The organism is Pseudomonas pergaminensis, from assembly GCF_024112395.2.
GTDB classification, from domain to species: domain Bacteria; phylum Pseudomonadota; class Gammaproteobacteria; order Pseudomonadales; family Pseudomonadaceae; genus Aquipseudomonas; species Aquipseudomonas pergaminensis.
Genome location: NZ_CP078013.2, coordinates 4,110,293 through 4,128,575 on the forward strand (window position 1 = coordinate 4,110,293; position 18,283 = coordinate 4,128,575).

Consider the following 18,283-nt stretch of genomic DNA (forward strand, 5'->3'; position numbering starts at 1 on the left):
AAAAATCAGCAAGAGGACACACCGATGGCCACGCCATTACTGCTCCAGGCTGAACGCGTTTCCAAGGCCTACGCCGGGGTCCCTGCCCTGCGCGACGGGCGCCTCTCCCTGCGGGCCGGCAGCGTGCACGCCCTGTGCGGCGGCAACGGCGCGGGCAAATCGACTTTCCTCAGCATCTTGATGGGCATCACCCAGCGTGACGCCGGCAGCATCCTGCTCAACGGCCAGCCGGTGCAGTTCGACCGCCCCAGCGCGGCACTGGCCGCCGGGGTGGCGATGATCACCCAGGAGCTGGAACCCATTCCCTACATGACCGTGGCCGAAAATATCTGGCTGGGCCGCGAGCCGCGCCGTGCTGGCTGTATCGTCGACAGCAAGGCACTGAACCGGCGCACACGCGAGCTGCTGCAAAGCCTCGAATTCGACGTGGACGCCACCAGCCCGATGCACCGCCTGAGCGTAGCGCAGATCCAACTGGTGGAAATCGCCAAGGCCTTCAGCCATGACTGCCAGGTAATGATCATGGACGAACCCACCTCGGCCATCGGCGAGCGTGAAGCCGAGACCCTGTTCAAGGCCATCCGCCGCCTGACGGCACGGGGTGCCGGCATCATCTATGTGTCCCACCGCCTCAGCGAGCTGGCGCAGATCGCCGATGACTACAGCATCTTTCGCGATGGCGCCTTTGTGGAGAGCGGGCGCATGGCCGATATCGACCGTGCCCACCTGGTGCGCGGCATCGTCGGCCAGGAACTGCAACGCATCGACCACAAGGTCGGTCGCGAATGCGCGGCCACTACTTGCCTGGATGTCAGCGGCCTGAGCCGCGAGGGCGAGTTCGAGGACATCAGCCTGCAATTGCGCCAGGGTGAAATCCTCGGGATCTATGGCCTGATGGGCTCGGGCCGCAGCGAATTCCTCAACTGCCTGTACGGCCTGACACTGCCGGACGCCGGCAGCGCCACCCTGCAGGGCCAGCCGTTGCCCACGGGCACCCCGGCGGCAACCATCCGCGCCGGCATGTCCCTGGTCACCGAAGACCGCAAGGACAGCGGCCTGGTGCTCAGTGGCAGCATCCTCGCGAACATCGCACTCTCGGCCTACAAGCAACTGTCGAGCTGGTCGGTGATCAATGCGCGCAAGGAACAGGCGCTGGCACACAGCATGGTCAAGCGCCTGCAGATCAAGGTTTCGTCCCTGGACCTGCCGGTGGAGTCGATGAGCGGTGGCAACCAGCAGAAGGTGGTGCTCGCCAAATGCCTGTCGACCCAACCGATCTGCCTGTTGTGCGATGAGCCCACGCGCGGCATCGACGAAGGCGCCAAGCAGGAGATCTATCACCTGCTGGACGAGTTTGTGCGCGCCGGTGGCGCGGCCATCGTGGTGTCGTCCGAAGCGCCGGAGCTGTTGCACCTGAGTGATCGCATCGCCGTGTTCAAGGGTGGCCGCCTGGTCACCGTCAGCAGCGACACCGCCCTTTCCCAGGAAGCCTTGTTGAGTCTTGCCTCATGAACAGTAAAGTCCTTGCCGCCCCCGTTACCGCTGCACCGCGCAACCGCCTGCGCCTGTCCCTCGACCGTTTCGGCCTGCCGCTGGTGTTTATCCTGCTGTGCCTGGTAATGGCTTTTTCCAGCGAATACTTCATGACCTGGCGCAACTGGATGGACATCCTGCGCCAGACCTCCATCAATGGCATTCTCGCGGTGGGCATGACCTACGTGATCCTCACCAAGGGCATCGACCTGTCGGTGGGTTCGATCCTGGCGTTCGCCGGCTTGTGCAGCGCGTTGGTCGCGACCCAGGGCTATGGCCTGCTGGCAGCGGTGAGTGCGGGGATGTTCGCCGGGGCCATGCTCGGGGTGGTCAATGGCTTCATGGTTGCCAACCTGAGCATCCCGCCCTTTGTCGCCACCCTTGGCATGCTCAGCGTGGCGCGGGGCATGACCTTTATCCTCAACGACGGCAGCCCGGTCACCGACCTGCCGGACAGCTTCCTGGCCATGGGCATTGGCAAGCTCGGCCCCATCGGCGTGCCGATCATTATCTTTGCGGTGGTCGCGCTGATCTTCTGGATGGTGCTGCGCTACACCACCTACGGCCGCTACGTGTACGCCGTGGGCGGCAATGAAAAGAGCGCGCGCACCTCGGGCATCGGCGTGCGCAAGGTGACGTTCTCGGTGTACGTGATTTCCGGCCTGCTGGCGGGGCTGGCGGGCGTGGTGCTGGCGGCGCGGACGACCTCGGCCCTGCCCCAGGCAGGCGTGTCCTATGAGCTGGATGCAATTGCGGCGGTGGTGATTGGCGGCACCAGCCTGTCGGGCGGCACCGGCAGCATTGTCGGCACACTGTTTGGCGCGCTGCTGATCGGGGTGATCAACAACGGTTTGAACCTGCTCGGGGTGTCCTCGTATTACCAACAAGTGGCCAAGGGGTTGATCATCGTGCTCGCGGTGCTGATCGATGTCTGGCGCAAGAAAAAACGCTAAGTGGAGTGTGTGCAATGTCCAATTTCTGGAACCAGGCGTTCGACCTCACCGGCCGTTGCGCCGTGATCACCGGGGGCGCCGCCGGTATCGGCCTGGCCTGCGCCAATTTATTGGTGGAACGCGGCGCCAGGGTGGCCTTGCTGGACCGTGACCCTGCGGTAGTGGAAGTGGCCGCCAGCCTCGGCAGTGGGCACCTGGGCGTGGTGGCCGACCTGCGCCAGCTCGACTCGCTGCAGGCCGCCGTCGACCAGGCCGCCGCCGGCCTCGGGCGCATCGATTACCTGGTCAACAGCGCAGGGGTCGCCCTGCTCGACAAAGCCCTGGACGTCAGTGAAAACGCCTGGGACACCACCCTGGATATCAACCTCAAGGCCAGCTTCTTCGTGGCCCAGGCCTGCGCCCGGCATATGATCGAACACGGCGGCGGGCGCATCGTTAACCTCGCTTCCCAAGCCGCCGTCATCGGCCTTGATCGTCACGTTGCCTACTGCGCCAGCAAGGCCGCGGTGGTCGGTATGACCAAGGTGCTGGCCATGGAATGGGCGCCACACGGCATCAACGTCAACGCCGTCTCGCCGACCATCGTCGAAACCGCCCTGGGCAAGAAAGCCTGGGCCGGTGAACTGGGCGAACGGGCCAAATTGCAGATCCCGGTGGGGCGCTTTGCTCAGCCGGAAGAAATCGCCGGCTTGGTGCTCTACCTGGTCAGCGATGCGGCCAAGATGATCACTGGGGAAAACGTGGTGATCGACGGCGGCTACAGCATTCAGTAATCCGATTCCAGACGAATAAGAACAAGGAAACACCCTATGAATCGAGTCATCAACGATCCGGACCTGGTGGTCGAGGACATGCTCGCGGGCATACTCCTGGCGCACCCGGAACTGGTGCAATACGAGAGCAACCCACGGGTCATCCGCAAACGCACGCCTTCACCGGTCGGCCAGGTGGGCATTGTCACCGGCGGCGGCTCGGGCCATGAGCCGGCGTTTCTCGGCTATGTCGGCCCAGGGCTGGTGGATGCGGTCGCCGTCGGCGAGATATTTTCTTCGCCCACCGCCAAAAGCTTTTTCGATGCCTTCCGCGCCGCCGACCAGGGCGCGGGCGTGGCGTGCCTGTACGGCAACTACGCCGGCGACAACATGAACGTGAAGTTGGCGATGAAAATGGCCGCCAGCAAAGACATGACCATCCGTACGGTGGTCGCCAACGACGACGTGGCATCTGCCCCGCCGGCGGACATCGCCAAGCGGCGTGGCGTGGCCGGTGAGATCTTCATGTGGAAAATCGGTGGTGCCGCCGCTGCCCAGGGCTACGACCTCGACGGTGTGATCCGCGTGGCGCAAAAAGCCGTGGACCACTGCCGCTCCATTGGTGTCGGCCTCACGCCCTGCACCATCCCCGCCGTGGGCAAGCCGAACTTCCAGATTGCCGACGGGCTGATGGAACTGGGCATTGGCCACCACGGCGAACCCGGTATTGAAGTGGTGCCGGTGGAGTCTGCCGCCGCCATGGCCGAGCGCATGCTCGCGCCGATCCTGGCTGACCGCGACTTCACCCAGGACCAGAGCGTGGTGGTGCTGGTCTCGGGCCTGGGCGCCACGCCGGTGATGGAGCTGTATATCTTCTACGCCGAGGTCGAGCGTCAACTGCGCGCCAAGGGCCTGCGCATTTACCGCTGTTACGTGGGCAACTACTTCACGTCGCTGGAAATGATGGGCGTGACCCTGACCCTGCTGGGCCTCGACGCCGAGTTGAGCAGCCTGATCGACCAACCCTGCCGCGCCATCGGCATGACACAGTCGGAGTGAAGCATGAGCGAGCATTTCCCCAGCAATACCGGTAGCGCCATCGTTACCAACCTGGTGTCGATCATCGTCGCCAACCGCGAATACCTCAGCGAAGTGGACGGCGCCATCGGCGACGGCGACCACGGCATCAACATGGCCAAGGGTTTCTCGCGCTGCGGCAAGACCCTGGAAGGGCGCGAACTGTCCCTGGCCGAGGCACTGGACGAACTGACCCTGGCGTTGATGGAAGGCATCGGCGGTTCCATGGGCCCGCTGTATGGCAGCCTGTTTATCGGCATGGCCGACGAAGTGCGCGGCCGCGACAACATCGATGCGGCGACCTTCGCCAAGCTGCTGCGCGGTGGCCTGACCTCGTTGCAGGACATCAGCGATGCCGGCGTTGGCGACAAATGCCTGATGGATACGCTGATCCCGGCCGTCGAGGCGTTTGAACAGGCCCAGGCCAGCGGCGCGTCGTTCCGTGACGCCTTGCGCCAGATGAAAAGCGCCGCCTCCCAGGGCCGCGACTCCACCCGTGACCTGGTGGCCAAGATCGGCCGCGCCAGCCGCCTGGGGGAACGGTCCCTGGGGGTATTGGATGCCGGCGCGGTGTCGTGCTGCCTGATCCTGACCGACCTCGCCGAATCGGTCGAGGCGCGGTTGGTCGCCTAGCTGTTGTGAGGGGCTTTCTGTGGTGAGCAGCTCACCACAGAAAGCCCGCTCACCACAACAATCCTGCTCACCACAACAATCCTGCTCACTGCAGCAAACCTACTCACTGCAGCAAGCCCCCTCACCCCCTACAAGATGTCACCTAGCGGCGCGTCGCGTCATCCAGGGCGAGGATCGTGTAGGCATTCGACACGGTCGTCGCCAGGGTGTTGATCACCCCGGAGCGCAATGCGCCGAGGGTGGCCGCCGCCTTGGTGTTCTCGCTGGCGATCGCCACCACGTCGGGAATGCGCACCAACTCCTGCACCGTCAAGCCGATCACGCGGCCCTGCAGGGTGTTGACCGCCGGCTGGCCGTGGATGTCGATAAAGTCGTAGCCCATCATGTCACCAACGGTGCCGGACACGCGGGCCTGGGCGATTTCCTGGGGGGAGAACCAGCCCATGCGCACCATGTTGCTGTTCTCGCTCATGTCACCGATGCCGATCAAGGCGATATCGGCGCGACGGGCGCGGTCGAGAGTGGAACGCACGGTGTCGTTGTTAATCAACACGCTGCGCAGTTCGGGGTTGGCGACCAGGGCCGGCGCGTAGAGGGTTTCGCTCTCGGCGCCGAAGCGCAGGGCCAGGCGCCGGCAGATATGGTCGGGGTTCATGTATTCGCCGGCCTTGAGCGAACCGCCGATGGCGCACACGAAGGTGCAGTTGCGCGTCACCGGCAGGAACACGTTCTCGGCCACTGCGCCCACGTTGCGACCCATGCCGACGGCAACGATCATGCCGTCGCTGAGGGTCTTGTTCAGGTAGTTGGCGACCAGGCTGGCCACGGCCGAGCGCTGGGTGTCGGGGTCGCCGTGGTCAACCGCGATCAATGCGCGGTCCAGTTGGAAACGCTCGACCAGCGCCTGCTCCAGCTCCGTGTTCAGGGCCGGATGCTGCAGCACCCGCACCTCCACCACCCCTTCATCACGGGCGCGCTTGAGCAAGCGGCTGACCTTGACCCGCGACAGGTCGAAGCGCTTGGCAATGGCTTCCTGGGTGATGTTGTCGAGGTAATAAAGCATGGCCACTTCAGTCATCAGGTCGATGTCGCTGGCGGCACGCTGGGCACTGTCGGTCATGGGAGCTTCCATTTACGCCACAAAAAACCATTCTCCCTAGTCTGTGCGGTGCAAGTCCAGCGGCGAATGGGCGATGCCTGCAAAGATTCTAGTGACTGTGCTGGTATTCCCGTGGCGTACAGCCGAACTCGCGACGGAACACCGTGTGCAGGTACTGTGCCGACTTGAAGCCGCACTGCCGCGCAATATCGGCAATTGCCAGTTGGTTGCCCTGCAGTCCCTTGGCGGCGCTGGCCAGTTTGAAACGCAGGATCTCGTCATGCACGCTGCACCCGCGCGCCTTGCGAAAGTGCGCCTCCAGCGAGGAACGCGACACCCCCACATACGCCGCCACCTGGGCTGTCTTGATGCCCTGGCACGCGTACTGGCGGATAAACAGCAGGGCCTGCATCACGTAAGGATTGCCCAAAGGTTGATGCAGGCTCGAGGCCTGCACGTTGATCGCGTCCGGCGGCACCAGGATCTGCTCCCCCCGGCAGGGCTTGCCGTGCAGCATCTGGTGCAACAGCGCGGCGGCGGTACGGCCCATGGTCTCGGTGCCCTGGATCACCGAACTCAACGGCACGCGTGTGAGCGTGCGGGTCAGCGGGTCGTTGTCGATGCCGATCAGCGCCACTTCCTCCGGCACCGCAATGCCGGCGGTCAGGCAGGCTTGCAGCAATTGCCGGGCGCGGGCGTCGGTGACCGCGATAATGCCAATCGGCTTGGGCAGGCTGTGCAGCCAGGCGATCTGCTGCTCCACTGCGCTGTCCCACAGCGGCGCGCTGGTGCCCAGGCCGCGATAGATCTGCACCGGCAAACCGTCGCGTTGCAGCAAGCGCTTGAAGGCTTTTTCGCGCTCCTGGGCCCAGCGGTTGGCCTGGGCCTGGGGCAGGCTGAAACAGGCAAACCGCGTCACACCGGCCTCGATCAAATGCTCATAGGCGAGTTTCATCAAGGCCGCGTTGTCAGTGGCCACGTAGGGGACGCCCTTGGGGTAGTCGCGCGCATCCTCGTAGGATCCCCCCACCGCCACCACCGGCACCTTGCTCCCGGCCAGCGCCTCGCCGATCAGCGGGTCGTCGAAGTCGGCAATGATCCCATCGCCCTGCCAACGCTCGATGCCTTTGAGGCGGCACAGGAAGTCTTCTTCAAGGAACAAGTCCCAGGACGCACGGGTGCTGCTCAGGTAATTGCCGATACCGGCGATGATGCCACGGTCATAGATTTTGCTGCCGTTGAACAGCAAGGCAATGCGGTGCACGGGCGGTAGGGTTTTCATTGTTGTTGTCCTTGGCCGGTCGCAACAGCCTAGACCCTGCCACTCAAAATCGCACCCTTCCTTGGTGATTTTCATAATCGCCAGGCCATTGGCCGTTGCTAGTATCGGGGCACCGCCAAGAACAATAAGGAAAACGCCATGCCGTACTTCCCCGGTGTCGAGAAGGTTCGCTTCGAAGGCCCCAGCAGCGACGCCCCCCTCGCCTTTCGCCATTACGACGCCAATAAAATCATCCTCGGCAAACCGATGCGCGAGCACCTGCGCATGGCCGCCTGTTATTGGCACACCTTTGTATGGCCGGGCGCGGATATGTTTGGCGTGGGCACGTTCAAGCGGCCGTGGCAGCGCAGTGGCGATCCGATGGAACTGGCGATCGGCAAGGCGGATGCAGCCTTCGAGTTTTTCTCCAAGCTGGGCATCGACTACTACAGCTTTCACGACACGGATGTCGCCCCCGAAGGCAGTTCGCTGAAGGAGTACCGCCACCACTTTGCGCAGATGGTCGATCACCTGGAGCATCATCAGGAACAGACCGGGATCAAGCTGCTGTGGGGCACGGCCAACTGCTTCAGCAACCCGCGCTTTGCCGCCGGCGCCGCCAGTAACCCGGACCCGGAAGTGTTTGCCTACGCCGCCGCCCAGGTGTTCAGTGCCATGAATGCAACGCTGCGACTCAAAGGCGCCAACTATGTGCTGTGGGGCGGGCGTGAAGGCTATGAAACCTTGCTCAATACCGACCTCAAGCGCGAGCGCGAACAACTCGGGCGCTTTATGCGCATGGTGGTGGAGCACAAGCACAAGATCGGCTTCAAGGGCGACTTGCTGATCGAGCCCAAGCCCCAGGAGCCGACCAAGCACCAATACGATTACGACAGCGCCACAGTGTTCGGCTTCCTGCATGAATACGGGCTGGAACAGGAGATCAAGGTCAATATCGAGGCCAACCACGCGACCCTGGCCGGGCACAGTTTTCATCACGAGATTGCCACCGCCGTGTCTCTGGGCATCTTCGGCAGTATCGACGCCAACCGAGGCGACCCGCAGAACGGCTGGGATACGGATCAGTTCCCCAACAGCGTCGAAGAGATGACCCTGGCCACCTATGAAATCCTCAAGGCTGGCGGTTTTAAGAACGGCGGCTATAACTTCGACTCCAAGGTGCGTCGCCAGAGTCTGGACGATGTGGACTTGTTCCACGGGCATGTGGCGGCCATGGATGTGCTGGCCCTGGCACTGGAACGCGCGGCGGCGATGGTCGAGAACGACCGGTTGCAGCAGTTCAAGGACCAACGTTATGCCGGCTGGCAGCAACCGTTGGGCGAGGCCGTGCTGGCGGGTGAGTTCAGCCTGGAATCACTGGCTGAGCATGCGTTTGCCCAGGAGCTGAACCCGCAGGCGGTGAGTGGGCGGCAGGAGATGCTTGAGGGTATTGTGAACCGCTTTATCTACCGCTAGCACTGTGGCGAGCGGGCTTGCTTGTGGGGTGTTGGCTTGTATGTGGTGAGCGGGCTTGCCCCGCGCTGGGGCGCGTAGCGGCCCCACTGCAGGCGATGTGTTTTTACCTGACACTCTGAAGTGCCTGGTTTTGGGGCTGCTTCGCAGCCCAGCGCGGGGCAAGCCCGCTCACCACAGATACAGTGTTTGTCTAGAGTCTTCCAACAACAATAAAAGGACGCACAATCATGAAACGTACACTCATCGCCACTGCCCTGGCCCTGCTCGCCCTGCCGGTGATGGCCGATTCGGCTCATCCGAAAATCGGCTTTTCCATCGACGACCTGCGCCTGGAACGCTGGTCCCGCGACCGCGATTACTTCGTGGCCGCAGCGGAAAAACTCGATGCCAAGGTCTTCGTGCAATCTGCCGATGCCAATGAGCAAAAACAGATCTCGCAGATTGAAAACCTGATTTCCCGTGGCGTCGACGTGATCGTCATCGTGCCCTTCAACGCCACCGTGCTCACCAATGCCGTCGCCGAAGCCAAGAAGGCCGGGATCAAGGTGGTGTCGTATGACCGCCTGATCCTCAACGCCGATATCGACGCGTACATCTCCTTCGATAACGAAAAAGTCGGTGAGATGCAGGCCAGCGGTGTGCTGCAGGCGGCGCCCAAGGGCAACTACTTCCTGCTCGGCGGCGCGCCCACCGATAACAACGCCAAGGTGCTGCGCGAAGGCCAGATGAAGGTGCTGCAACCGGCCATCGACAAGGGCGATATCAAGGTGGTTGGCCAGCAGTGGGTCAAGGAGTGGAACCCGACCGAAGCCCTGAGCATCGTCGAGAATGCCCTGACCCGCAATAACAACAAAATCGACGCCATCGTCGCCTCCAACGACGCCACTGCCGGCGGTGCGATCCAGGCCCTGGCCGCGCAGAAGCTGGCGGGCAAGGTGCCGATTTCCGGCCAGGACGCCGACCTCGCGGCCATCAAGCGTGTGATCGACGGCACCCAGACCATGACCGTGTACAAGCCGCTCAAGCTGATCGCTTCGGAGGCGGCCAAGCTCTCGGTACAACTGGCACGCAATGAAAAACCCACCTACAGCTCGCAATACGACAACGGCAGCAAGAAGGTCGACACCATCCTGCTGACGCCGACACCGTTGACCAAGGCCAATATCGACGTGCTGGAGAAAGACGGGTTCTATACCAAAGAGCAGATTGCCGGGCAGTGACCGCCATGGCCGACTACCTGCTGCAAATGAACGGCATCGTCAAAACCTTTGGCGGAGTCAACGCGCTGGACGGTATCGACATCAAGGTGCGGCCGGGGGAATGCGTCGGCCTGTGCGGCGAGAACGGTGCCGGTAAATCCACCTTGATGAAGGTGCTGTCGGCGGTCTACCCGTACGGCACCTGGGACGGTGAAATTCTCTGGGACGGGCAGCCGCTCAAGGCCCAGTCCATCCGGGACACCGAGGCGGCCGGCATCGTCATCATCCACCAGGAACTGACCCTGGTGCCCGACCTGTCGGTGGCCGAGAACATCTTCATGGGCCACGAACTGACCTTGCCGGGTGGGCGCATGAACTACCCGGCAATGATCCACCGTGCCGAAGCCTTGATGCGCGAGCTCAAGGTGCCCGACATGAACGTGGCGCTGCCGGTGTCGCAGTACGGCGGCGGCTACCAGCAACTGGTGGAAATCGCCAAGGCCCTGAATAAACAGGCGCGCCTGCTGATTCTCGACGAGCCCTCCTCGGCCCTGACCCGCGCGGAAATCGAGGTGCTGCTCGACATCATCAAAAGCCTCAAGGCCAAGGGCGTGGCCTGCGTGTACATCTCCCATAAGCTCGATGAAGTCGCAGCCGTGTGCGACACCATTGCGGTGATCCGCGATGGCAAGCACATCGCGACCACCGCCATGGCCGACATGGACATCGCGCAGATCATCACCCAGATGGTCGGCCGCGAGATGAGCAACCTCTACCCCACCGAACCACATGCGGTGGGCGAGGTGATCTTCGAAGCGCGCAACGTCACCTGCTACGACGTCGACAACCCCAAGCGCAAACGCGTGGACGATGTGTCCTTTGTGCTCAAGCGCGGGGAAATCCTCGGCATTGCCGGGCTGGTCGGCGCCGGGCGCACGGAACTGGTGTCGGCGCTGTTCGGCGCCTACCCCGGCCGCTACTACGGTGAAGTGTGGCTCGATGGCCAGGTGATCGACACGCGCACACCGCTCAAAGCCATCCGCGCCGGGCTGTGCATGGTGCCCGAAGACCGCAAGCGCCAGGGCATCATCCCGGACCTGGGCGTGGGCCAGAACATCACCCTGGCGGTGCTCGACACCTATGCGCACCTGACCCGCATCGATGCCGAAGCGGAGTTGGGCAGCATCGACCAGCAGATCGCGCGCATGCACCTCAAGACCGCCAGCCCGTTCCTGCCGATCACCAGCCTGTCCGGTGGCAACCAACAAAAGGCCGTGCTGGCGAAAATGCTGATGGCCAAGCCCAAGGTGCTGATCCTCGACGAACCCACGCGCGGGGTGGACGTGAGCGCCAAGTATGAGATCTACAAACTGATGGGTGCCCTGGCGGCCGAAGGGGTATCGATCATCATGGTCTCGTCGGAGCTGGCCGAAGTGCTCGGCGTGTCCAACCGCGTGCTGGTGATCGGCGACGGCCAGTTGCGCGGGGACTTTATCAACGAGGGGCTCACCCAGGAACAGGTGCTCGCCGCTGCGCTCAGTCATAACAATAACGATCGGAAGACCGCGTAGATGAATCAGGTCAAACACCTTTTTACCCGCTACAAAATGCTCGCCCTGGTCATCGCGGTGGCGGTGATCTGGCTGTTTTTCAGCTGGCAGACCGAGGGTGGGTTCCTTACCCCGCGCAACCTGTCCAACCTGCTGCGGCAGATGTCGATCACCGGGATCCTGGCGTGCGGCATGGTGCTGGTGATCATCAGCGGCGAGATTGATTTGTCGGTGGGGTCATTGCTCGGCCTGCTTGGCGGGCTGGCGGCGATTCTGGATGTGGTTTACCACGTGCCGCTGCTGGCCAACCTGAGCCTGGTCGCTTTATGCGGCTTAATGATTGGATTGGCCAACGGCTATATGACCGCCTACCTGCGCATCCCGTCGTTTATCGTCGGGCTGGGTGGGATGCTGGCGTTTCGCGGGATTCTGCTGGGAATCACCGGTGGCACCACCATTGCGCCGGTGTCGCCTTCATTGGTGTATGTCGGCCAGGGATATTTGCCGCATGCGGTCGGTATCGGCCTCGGCGTTTTGCTGTTTGCCCTGACGCTGTTCCTGACCTGGAAACAACGCCGCAACCGCGCACTGCATGGCCTGGCTGCGCATTCATTGGTGCGTGATGTGCTGCGCGTCGTGGTGATCGGCGCCGTGCTGGCCGGGTTCGTCACCACCCTCAACAGCTATGACGGCATCCCCGTGCCGGTGCTGCTGTTGCTGGTGCTGCTCGGCATGTTCAGCTACGTCACCAGCCAGACCGTGTTCGGCCGCCGCGTATACGCGGTGGGCAGCAACATGGAAGCCACGCGCCTGTCGGGCATCAACGTACAGGCGGTGAAACTGTGGATCTTCGGCATCATGGGCGTGATGTGCGCCCTCGCCGGGCTGGTCAACACCGCGCGCCTTGCCGCCGGCTCCCCTTCGGCGGGGAACATGGGCGAGCTGGATGCCATTGCGGCCTGCTTTATCGGCGGGACGTCGATGCGCGGCGGTTCGGGCACGGTGTATGGCGCGTTGCTCGGGGCGTTGGTGATTACCAGCCTGGACAACGGCATGTCGATGCTGGATGTGGACAGCTATTGGCAGATGATTGTGAAGGGCAGCATTTTGGTGTTGGCGGTTTGGGTCGACGTCAGTACACGCGCCGCGCGGCGGTGATACTCACGGCGGTGCGGCCGTGGGCTCAATAAATCGGAGCCCCGTCATAGATAGTGTAAAGATGGTCGGGCACTTCAGAAGGCCTGGAGAGATAGACGAACAGCTTGCCATTGTGTTCTTCGTACGCAAGTACTTTCATGCTTTCTCCAGGCCCCACAGCGACATGATCCATCAAGTATCCGGTTGATAGGTTTTTCTTGGGTATTGACTCATCGAATACAAACACCACAGGTTGGACTTTATCACTTCGGCCCTTGACGGCATTCTTTGCCCATCTTTCCCATTCTCCGGCGTTACCCACAGTTGCCGAAGCTGACTGTACACCGGCATCTTGAAAAACCTTTCCAACGCCTTTTTTAATTCTTTCTGCGCCGTCACGTGTGACAAAGGCGCTGCGATAGGCCTTACCCTCATAAGCATTCAGTTGGTTGAACTCTTCAAGAAACGCTTCCAGATCAGGCGACGTGTCGCCGGAACGCAGAGGCCCGTTAACAAAATCGGAGCCTGCCTCAATATAGGTTTCGACACCCGCGAAATCCTCCGCATTACTGCCCTGTATCAGTGAACCCAGCACACGTTCAACCCGTTGCATTTCCTCTTTCGTGACGGCCTCCACGTTATCGCGCTGCGCAATGACCGCCTCCAACTCCGCGCGTGCCCGCCTATATTTAGGTGAGAAAAATTCTGATATTTTCCCGCCCCCTACCACACCCATTTTTTGCCACACGCCCGCGGCATCAGGCTTGGCAGCAATACCGCTACTCACTAGTTTTTCAGGATCATGCGGATCTTTTACATATAACCGGTAATGCATTGAGTCACCCGCGTCGGGGTGTTCAGCGGCGTAGTACACCTTCCCCCTGAATTCCACCTCGCGCAGGCCTGTCAAAGATGAAGGTAGTTTGAAAGCAGGCGTCGTCTCAGGCGCATTTTCCAACGAAACAGCTACCTCATCCGTTGTGACCTGATACTTCGGCTCCCGCACTAATTCAAAACCGTCAGCGGGCGAACTGTATCGCCATCCAAACTGTTCGCGGGTGGAGGAATCAAAAGTCAACAGGGGTTCACCCGCTTCCAGCACCCCGTCGCCAGGCAATAATTCGTGCGCAAGTTGCAGCCCTGATATAACCACTGCCGCATTACCGCCAACGCGATCACTGGCGGTCATTCCATCGATGGAATCGTGAATCCCGAAAACAATAGTGCCGATGTTGCCGACGATGGGTACGTAGCCAAAGGTGCTTCCCCAGAGATCTTTTGCTGCCTTCCAGTTTTGCTGCGCGGAGCCAAACACCTCGGTTTGATCGGACCAAACCGCGTTGTCGGCATTCGCCTTTTGGTACTTGGCAGCAATACCGGAATCCAGGCGACCATAGATCAGTTGGTAAGCACTGCTGCGCGCGCTGGTGTAGTTGAATGTCTCCCACACCGGCACCGCTTTGTCTTTGAACACGCTGGAGTACCCAGGGTAACTGGCGTGATTACCGGCAATCACGTTATCGAGCACATCCCCAGCCTTTGGCCAATGGGCATCCAGGCCGCCTTGCCTGTCGCGGGCATTGAAGCTGCGCAACAAATTGTCCCTGTTGTTTTTAGCCCAGTTGGCAAATGCCTCATCACCTTGTATCTCACTCACCCTGCCTTTCTTCAAATCGATCATCAACCCCTTGTTTGGGCGATGCTCATAATTGCCGTCATAGGCGGTGTAAGGAATAAATGCGTAACCCGTCAGTGGGTAGCCATAGAGGTTGGGAATAATCACTTGCCCATTGTGCGACAGTGTTCGCGTGACCGCCGCTTGACCATCGGCGCTTAAGGTCTTGAACGTATTCTTATTGTTCTTCAAGCTTTGCAAGGTGCCTCTAACAACGTAGGCGTCCGCTTTGCCCGAGCGCTCTGCCAGCACTCCGGACGCGTCGCGCATGGGCGGCGCTATTGCATTGTCCCAGTGTTTCTCGAGGTGCGTACCCACGGACTCCAGGTCGGCGACCTTGCTCCGGTCTTGCGGCTCGATCTCCATGAACTGGAAATTGAGCGGGCCGCCTCTCTGGACTTTGTCGTGCGCCAGTGCGCCGGCCGCGATTTCCCAGGCGAAGTAAGTACGCGTGTCGGTGCGGGTCAAATGCTCAGGTTTTCCGACCCCGGTGTACGAGGTGAACTTGAGCGTGAATTTCTCATGCGGATCGTAACCGGCAGCCAGCAGTCCACCACTGAAGTAACCCGCTGGCTCCAGGAACTGGCGAACCTGCTGGAAGCGTATGTTTCTTTCGCCTTCACTGCCCACTTCAATATTGCTGGCATGCGTAACGACACGACTCGCATAGGCATTGATACGTTGTATCTGCTCTGGCAACGGATCGCGTGCAGTCGGTGGCGATACCGCATCGGATCCAAAAATCAGGGTGTTATGAAAAGAATCGGAACCCGCTGGTACGGATGTCGACCGGGCACGAGAAAAAGTAACACCCGCATAGGTCAGCGTCAGTCCATCCTCGACGAAACCCATGTCGTCATTCAAATAGGAGTAGTCGGCTGCGAGGATAGGCGACGAAGAGTACGTATTTACACTCATGAAAGGACGACCTTTAAATATTCTCGTAATTTTCCCTACGCCGTTGAAAGCATGATTCTTACGCTTTTTGAGAAGGGCACACATGGCAGGATATCTTCGTACATAGACCGCACGACGATACCGATACCAGCAGGCCAATAAGTCGCTCCTGAAAGTCAAAGGGTTCCTTCAATGAGAAGGCCCGTTCATTGCGCACTGTTTCACGAGCACAGCACTCAAACTCCTGGAAACGGCCAAGCTAAAACGCGGATTTGATCGCCTGAAGCCCACGCAATAAAAAATGTGAGAGCTGGCTTGCCTGCGATAGCGGTGAATCAGTGCCAGATGTACTGCCTGACACCACGCTATCGCGGGCAAGCCCGCTCCCACAGTTGACCGTGTACAGGCTTTGGTTATTTGGAGACTGGCATGGCGAATTCGGCGCCCTGCTCGATGCTTTCCGACCAGCGCTGCATGATCGACTTCTGCTTGGTGTAGAAGCGCACACCCTCGGTGCCGTAGGCATGCATGTCGCCAAACAGGCTCTTCTTCCACCCGCCAAACCCGTGCCACGCCATCGGCACCGGGATCGGCACGTTGATGCCGACCATGCCCACTTCGATGCGCCGTGCAAACTCGCGGGCGATGTTGCCGTCGCGGGTGAAGCAGCTCACGCCGTTGCCGAACTCGTGATCGTTGACCAGCTTGATGGCCTCGGCGAAGTCATTCACGCGCACGCAGGCCAGCACTGGGCCGAAGATTTCTTCGCGGTAGATACTCATCTCTTTAGTCACGTGGTCGAACAACGTCGCACCCAGCCAGAAGCCGTTTTCCAGGCCCGGTTCAGTGGGTACATAGTCACGCCCGTCGAGCAGCAACTGCGCGCCGGACCGCACGCCTTGTTCGATGTAGCCGCTGATGCGTTCCAGCGCCGCGCGGGACACGATCGGGCCCATTTCTGCCTTGAGGTCGCGACCGTCGGTGATGCGCAGGTGCTTGGCACGTTCGGTCAGGGCGGCGATGACTTTGTCGCCCACATCGCCCACCAGCACCGCCACCGAAATGGCCATGCAGCGTTCGCCAGCACTGCCGTAGGCGGCGCCCATCAGGGCGTCGACGGTTTTTTCGATATCCGCGTCGGGCATCACCACCATGTGGTTCTTCGCGCCGCCCAGGCCTTGCACGCGCTTGCCATTACGGGCGCCGGTTTCGTAGATGTACTGGGCAATCGGCGTCGAGCCGACAAAGCTCACAGCCTTGACGTCCGGGTGTTCGATCAGCGCGTCCACCGATTCCTTGTCGCCCTGCACCACGTTGAACACACCTTTGGGCAGGCCGGCTTCGCGCAGCAGTTCGGCCATGAACAGCGAGGCGCTCGGGTCGGTCGGGCTTGGCTTGAGGATGAAGGTATTGCCCGCCGCGATGGCGATCGGGTACATCCACATCGGCACCATCACCGGGAAATTGAACGGCGTAACGCCGGCGACCACGCCCAGGGGCTGGCGCATTGTCCAGTTATCCATGCCACGGGAAACCTGGTCGGAATGCTCGCCCTTGAGCAGGTTGGGAATGCCACAGGCGAATTCGAGGATGTCGATGCCACGGTCGACTTCGCCCTGGGCGTCGGTAAAGACCTTGCCATGTTCGGCGACGATGATGCGCGCCAGGTCATCCTTGCGCTCACGCAGCAGGTGCAGGTACTCGAACAGCACACGCGCACGGCGGATCGGCGGCGTGTCCGCCCAGCCGGCGAACGCGGCCTGAGCAGCGGCGACGGCTTCGGCGACGGTCTGGCGGCTGGCCAGGGCGACGCGGCCGGTCTTTTCGCCGGTGGCCGGGTTGTAGACGTCCTGATAGCGATCATCGCGGGACACGCGCTGGTCGTTGATGTAGTGCTCGATGGTGGTGGTCATGGCAGGCGATCCCAGGTGAGTAGCGTTGCCGCACACGATAGGCTTTCGATTTGTTCCAAACCAGAGCAGAATCCAGAACTTATTGTCCACAACAGCGAACAATACACCCATGGAAAAGGCTGAGATCGAAGGGCTATGGACCCATATCCATTGGCTGTCAGTGCTGGAGGAACACGGCACCTACACGGCCGCCGCCGCACGCCTGGGCGTGAGCAAGTCGGCGGTGAGCCAGCGCATTTCCGACCTGGAGAAGGCCACCGGTACCCGACTGGTGACGCGCACCACGCGCAGCGTACGGCTCACCGATGCGGGGCAGTCGCTGACCCGCGACGTGCGCAGCGCCTATGAACAGATCGCCCGCAGCTTCTCGTCGGTGCGCGACTCGGCCGGGGAAATTCGCGGGCTGGTGCGCCTCACCGCGCCGGTGGCGTTTGCCCGTCAGCAACTGGTGCCGCATCTGTCGGAGTTCTTGCAGCAGTACCCGCAGGTGCGCATCCAACTGGACGTATCCGACGCCCTCAGTTCACTGGCGGCCGAAGGCTACGACCTGGCCGTACGCCATGGTTTCCAGGTGCCGGAAACCCATGTGGCGTGGAAGCTCTGCGACACCGGCTCAGTACTGGTCGCCACCCGCGACTACCTGCAACGCCACGGCGAACCACGCCAACCCGGCGACCTGTCCGCGCATAACTGCCTGTTCTACCCGCGCGGCACCGACCAGCCCGCCTGGACCTTTGAGCGCGGCACAAAAAACATCGAGCGCCTCACCGTGCCCATCGCCGGCAGCTTCGCCACCAATAACAGCGAGGCCCTGCGCGATTCGGCGCTCAACCACCTGGGCATCGCCCTGCTCCCGGACTTCAGCGCCCATGCCGCCCTGGCCAGCGGCAAGCTGGTGCAGGTGCTCAAGGACTGGACGCTCAAGGGCGCGTTCGCCGATGAGATCTACCTGATCCGACCGTACTCGCCCCATGTGCCGAAGTCGGTGAGCGCGTTGGTCAGTTATTTGAAGGGCAAATTGTCCGCGGGGTTTCGCTATACGGCGACATAATGGCTCTATCCAATCAATCATAAGTGGATCTTTTTGAGGAACCAATTCGCCCGTAGGATGCGCCTGCGGCCACACCA

General features: G+C 61.4%; 14 protein-coding genes. 10 read left to right on the plus strand and 4 right to left on the minus strand.

Annotated elements, in window-relative coordinates; translation table 11 throughout:
• Window positions 1-24: 24 nt before the first annotated feature.
• The 5 genes from KUA23_RS18525 to dhaL are packed head-to-tail and all read left to right on the plus strand — an operon-like array spanning window position 25 to window position 4,948.
• Window positions 25-1,512: a sugar ABC transporter ATP-binding protein gene (locus KUA23_RS18525; RefSeq protein WP_252992597.1), complete on the plus strand. Its 1,488-nt coding sequence runs from the start codon at window positions 25-27 to the stop codon at window positions 1,510-1,512.
• A complete protein-coding gene (locus tag KUA23_RS18530; protein WP_076954377.1) occupies window positions 1,509-2,486 on the plus strand; it encodes an ABC transporter permease in 978 nt (325 codons plus the stop codon). Before KUA23_RS18525 ends, KUA23_RS18530 begins: the two co-directional genes overlap by 4 nt.
• A gap of 14 nt (window positions 2,487-2,500) precedes the next feature.
• Window positions 2,501-3,259 carry an SDR family oxidoreductase gene (locus KUA23_RS18535; protein WP_078049110.1) on the plus strand — a complete coding sequence of 253 codons (759 nt, stop codon included), beginning with the start codon at window positions 2,501-2,503 and terminating at the stop codon, window positions 3,257-3,259.
• A 36-nt stretch (window positions 3,260-3,295) separates the two neighbouring features.
• Window positions 3,296-4,297 (plus strand): dihydroxyacetone kinase subunit DhaK, encoded by a 1,002-nt coding sequence (locus tag KUA23_RS18540; RefSeq protein WP_252992598.1) that lies wholly within the window; start codon window positions 3,296-3,298, stop codon window positions 4,295-4,297.
• 3 nt (window positions 4,298-4,300) lie between these two features.
• The gene (gene dhaL, locus KUA23_RS18545) at window positions 4,301-4,948 is read left to right on the plus strand and encodes a dihydroxyacetone kinase subunit DhaL (protein ID WP_078049112.1); all 648 of its coding nucleotides are present in this window, start codon (window positions 4,301-4,303) and stop codon (window positions 4,946-4,948) included.
• 142 nt (window positions 4,949-5,090) lie between these two features.
• Here dhaL and KUA23_RS18550 read toward each other — a convergent pair whose 3' ends face one another.
• The gene (locus KUA23_RS18550; RefSeq protein ID WP_078049113.1) at window positions 5,091-6,068 is read right to left on the minus strand and encodes a sugar-binding transcriptional regulator; all 978 of its coding nucleotides are present in this window, start codon (window positions 6,066-6,068) and stop codon (window positions 5,091-5,093) included.
• A gap of 88 nt (window positions 6,069-6,156) precedes the next feature.
• A complete protein-coding gene (locus KUA23_RS18555) occupies window positions 6,157-7,329 on the minus strand; it encodes a XylR family transcriptional regulator (RefSeq protein WP_099491886.1) in 1,173 nt (390 codons plus the stop codon).
• Window positions 7,330-7,467: 138 nt separating this feature from the next.
• Here KUA23_RS18555 and xylA point away from each other — a divergent pair, with 138 nt between their 5' ends.
• The 4 genes from xylA (at window position 7,468) to KUA23_RS18575 (ending at window position 12,691) form a co-directional block, all read left to right on the plus strand.
• A complete protein-coding gene (gene xylA, locus KUA23_RS18560; RefSeq protein WP_252992599.1) occupies window positions 7,468-8,784 on the plus strand; it encodes a xylose isomerase in 1,317 nt (438 codons plus the stop codon).
• 227 nt (window positions 8,785-9,011) lie between these two features.
• Complete coding sequence (gene xylF, locus KUA23_RS18565; protein ID WP_078049116.1) at window positions 9,012-10,004, plus strand: D-xylose ABC transporter substrate-binding protein; 993 nt, start codon at window positions 9,012-9,014, stop codon at window positions 10,002-10,004.
• A 5-nt stretch (window positions 10,005-10,009) separates the two neighbouring features.
• A complete protein-coding gene (gene xylG / locus KUA23_RS18570; RefSeq protein WP_346356348.1) occupies window positions 10,010-11,554 on the plus strand; it encodes a D-xylose ABC transporter ATP-binding protein in 1,545 nt (514 codons plus the stop codon).
• Complete coding sequence (locus tag KUA23_RS18575; RefSeq protein WP_252992600.1) at window positions 11,555-12,691, plus strand: sugar ABC transporter permease; 1,137 nt, start codon at window positions 11,555-11,557, stop codon at window positions 12,689-12,691.
• Between the two features lie 25 nt (window positions 12,692-12,716).
• Here KUA23_RS18575 and KUA23_RS18580 read toward each other — a convergent pair whose 3' ends face one another.
• Both KUA23_RS18580 and KUA23_RS18585 read right to left on the minus strand, forming a co-directional pair.
• A complete protein-coding gene (locus tag KUA23_RS18580) occupies window positions 12,717-15,263 on the minus strand; it encodes a hypothetical protein (RefSeq protein ID WP_252992601.1) in 2,547 nt (848 codons plus the stop codon).
• 392 nt (window positions 15,264-15,655) lie between these two features.
• On the minus strand, window positions 15,656-17,155 hold the full coding sequence (locus tag KUA23_RS18585) for a CoA-acylating methylmalonate-semialdehyde dehydrogenase (RefSeq protein ID WP_252992602.1): 1,500 nt from the start codon (window positions 17,153-17,155) through the stop codon (window positions 15,656-15,658).
• 109 nt (window positions 17,156-17,264) lie between these two features.
• Between KUA23_RS18585 and KUA23_RS18590 the strand changes: the two genes are divergently transcribed.
• Window positions 17,265-18,206 carry a LysR family transcriptional regulator gene (locus KUA23_RS18590; protein ID WP_078049120.1) on the plus strand — a complete coding sequence of 314 codons (942 nt, stop codon included), beginning with the start codon at window positions 17,265-17,267 and terminating at the stop codon, window positions 18,204-18,206.
• Window positions 18,207-18,283: the final 77 nt, after the last annotated feature.

Bases quoted from the DNA above. Each gene is read 5' to 3' on its own strand.
- KUA23_RS18530 (WP_076954377.1), top strand. From the start codon at position 1,509: ATGAACAGTAAAGTCCTTGCCGCCCCCGTTACCGCTGCACCGCGCAAC.
- KUA23_RS18550 (WP_078049113.1), bottom strand. From the start codon at position 6,068: ATGACCGACAGTGCCCAGCGTGCCGCCAGCGACATCGACCTGATGACT.
- KUA23_RS18540 (WP_252992598.1), top strand. From the start codon at position 3,296: ATGAATCGAGTCATCAACGATCCGGACCTGGTGGTCGAGGACATGCTC.
- xylA (WP_252992599.1), top strand. From the start codon at position 7,468: ATGCCGTACTTCCCCGGTGTCGAGAAGGTTCGCTTCGAAGGCCCCAGC.
- KUA23_RS18555 (WP_099491886.1), bottom strand. From the start codon at position 7,329: ATGAAAACCCTACCGCCCGTGCACCGCATTGCCTTGCTGTTCAACGGC.
- KUA23_RS18580 (WP_252992601.1), bottom strand. From the start codon at position 15,263: ATGAGTGTAAATACGTACTCTTCGTCGCCTATCCTCGCAGCCGACTAC.
- KUA23_RS18590 (WP_078049120.1), top strand. From the start codon at position 17,265: ATGGAAAAGGCTGAGATCGAAGGGCTATGGACCCATATCCATTGGCTG.
- KUA23_RS18575 (WP_252992600.1), top strand. From the start codon at position 11,555: ATGAATCAGGTCAAACACCTTTTTACCCGCTACAAAATGCTCGCCCTG.
- dhaL (WP_078049112.1), top strand. From the start codon at position 4,301: ATGAGCGAGCATTTCCCCAGCAATACCGGTAGCGCCATCGTTACCAAC.
- KUA23_RS18525 (WP_252992597.1), top strand. From the start codon at position 25: ATGGCCACGCCATTACTGCTCCAGGCTGAACGCGTTTCCAAGGCCTAC.
- KUA23_RS18535 (WP_078049110.1), top strand. From the start codon at position 2,501: ATGTCCAATTTCTGGAACCAGGCGTTCGACCTCACCGGCCGTTGCGCC.
- xylG (WP_346356348.1), top strand. From the start codon at position 10,010: ATGGCCGACTACCTGCTGCAAATGAACGGCATCGTCAAAACCTTTGGC.
- xylF (WP_078049116.1), top strand. From the start codon at position 9,012: ATGAAACGTACACTCATCGCCACTGCCCTGGCCCTGCTCGCCCTGCCG.
- KUA23_RS18585 (WP_252992602.1), bottom strand. From the start codon at position 17,155: ATGACCACCACCATCGAGCACTACATCAACGACCAGCGCGTGTCCCGC.